This is a genomic window from Brevibacterium sediminis, from assembly GCF_024895295.1.
GTDB classification, from domain to species: Bacteria; Actinomycetota; Actinomycetes; order Actinomycetales; family Brevibacteriaceae; genus Brevibacterium; species Brevibacterium sediminis.
The window spans coordinates 1-1,849 of the sequence record NZ_JAHQRN010000014.1; the positions used below are offsets into that span (position 1 = coordinate 1).

2 protein-coding genes are annotated in these 1,849 nt (G+C 61.2%); both read right to left on the bottom strand.

The window, feature by feature from the left end; genetic code table 11:
- Window positions 1–78: 78 nt before the first annotated feature.
- Window positions 79–1,320: a type II toxin-antitoxin system HipA family toxin gene (locus tag KTJ89_RS19200; protein WP_172175384.1), complete on the bottom strand. Its 1,242-nt coding sequence runs from the start codon at window positions 1,318–1,320 to the stop codon at window positions 79–81.
- Window positions 1,317–1,610: a helix-turn-helix domain-containing protein gene (locus KTJ89_RS19205; protein ID WP_139906987.1), complete on the bottom strand. Its 294-nt coding sequence runs from the start codon at window positions 1,608–1,610 to the stop codon at window positions 1,317–1,319. The genes KTJ89_RS19200 and KTJ89_RS19205 overlap by 4 nt, the downstream gene beginning before the upstream one ends.
- Window positions 1,611–1,849: the final 239 nt, after the last annotated feature.

Consider the following 1,849-nt stretch of genomic DNA (forward strand, 5'->3'; position numbering starts at 1 on the left):
GAACCACGCCGACCGCCCCTACGAAGAGGCAGGCTCGCCATCAGTCCTTGGCTCAACCGAGCCCGCACGCCGCGCGGTTCAGCTGACCGGGCGGATAGCTTTGCGCAGACGTGCGAGCTGCGTGTCGATGACGGTTCCCATCTCGGTGGTCTCTGCCCGTCGGATCCCGCGTTCTACAGCCAGCGACCTCCACCCTTCGACCGCGCTCACGACCTCATTGAGCACAGACACAGCAGTTGGCTTCGTCAGATGGCAGAGAGAGGCGAATTCGAGCAGCGCCTCCGCCTCGATCTCCGCGGACACAACGCCGTTGATCGCGGTCTGCCGTTCGAGCGCGGACTCCGGTTCCGGGTTGATGTCGAAAGCCGGGCTCAGCTGCCATCCCGCGTCCGCCCGTATGAAGCCATGGTTACGCAAATGATCATCCGTATTGTGCAATGCAACTGAGAATGCCACTCGGCGATACAGTTCCGCACAGTCGCTGCGCCAGCGCCGGCTGTGGTCTTCGATAGCTTCGACGATATCGAGATAGTCACCGGGCTCCCCGTCTCGACGCCCGGCTGCTGTCATCGCACTCATATATCCGATCCGACGGCCGGTCGTGCGATCGAACCTCTGCAGAAGAAGCACGGATCTCTCGTCGATGCTCAGCAACCGAGATGCAGAGGTATCGATTCCAGCCCTACGGGCAAGTTCGAGTGCCAGGCTCTCCCACGCGATGACGTCTCGATCGTCACCGGGTCGGGAGAACTTCGCAATCAGCAGTCGTCCCTCATCGTCCGCCACAGAAGCTTTGGGCCGCGCCCCTCCCAGAGACCCTGTCCCAGCGTCAAGAAGGCGCTTCACAGCCGTGCCCGACCCTTCTGCGGCACCATCAGCAGCCCGCTGCAGCTCGGGCAGGGAGAGCAGCTTAGGTACACGGCTCGTCGGGCTGAGGAAGTCCTCGTCAGCAGCACGACGAAATCGCAGAGCCCCTTGACGAGTGCGATCGCTGACTCCGAGCAGGAAGTCGATGTCGGTCAGGCGGCGATCACGGACGACGCCCTCGGCGACCTGCCGCCGATGCTCCTTCGCAACGAGGTTACGACCCCACCGGTCAGGAGAGCAGTCGGCGAAGGCTCCCGGCAGACCGGTTACGTTGAATGGGGCTGTCGACAGTGGGAGCTCCGGGTCGATGGAATAGGCCCATCGAGCTCCCGCGTACTCATCGGAGTATTTGAACGTCGTCGAGATATGCCGCCGTGCGATGTGGAAGTACGCAGTGCCGACGAATACCGTCGTTCCGCCCTGGTCCATCTCAACCCGGATCTGCTCACTCATCGACGGACCCTGTCTGGAAGCGTTTCAGCAGAGCGCAGTCTGCCGACGTCGGTGCTCAAAGGATCGAATGAGGCGGAAACGTGGTCGAGCTGTCCGAGTGCCTGCATAACCGACATCACTGCGCCGATTGATACCCCCGCGTCACCACGTTCGACTTTCTGGAGCGTCGATCGAGAGATGCCGGCCCGCTCTGCGACTTCGACAGCCTTCAACGACTGCATGAGTCGCCACCGACGAATCGCGGATCCGATCTCGGTGAGGCGGCGATCCACCTGGCGAGTGACGCTCATTTTGGCTCCTTATGAGTGCAATAAACACCATATGATTCATTAACGACTAGAATACGCGTCATTAGACTACCCGGCAATGTTGATTTCGGGAGGATCGGTGGCCGGCTGCTGTCCGGTTGGACTCCACAAGATCTCTGAACGTCCGTGAGAACACCGCTCTCAGTTGGCCGGCCACGAGCCGGAGAATACACGAATGACCTCGTCCGACTCCCATTGGGAGTTGGACGAGGCCATTTGCT

What these genes read in the sequence shown, in the direction of transcription:
- KTJ89_RS19200 (WP_172175384.1), bottom strand. Translation starts at nt 1,320, where the DNA reads ATGAGTGAGCAGATCCGGGTTGAGATGGACCAGGGCGGAACGACGGTA.
- KTJ89_RS19205 (WP_139906987.1), bottom strand. Translation starts at nt 1,610, where the DNA reads ATGAGCGTCACTCGCCAGGTGGATCGCCGCCTCACCGAGATCGGATCC.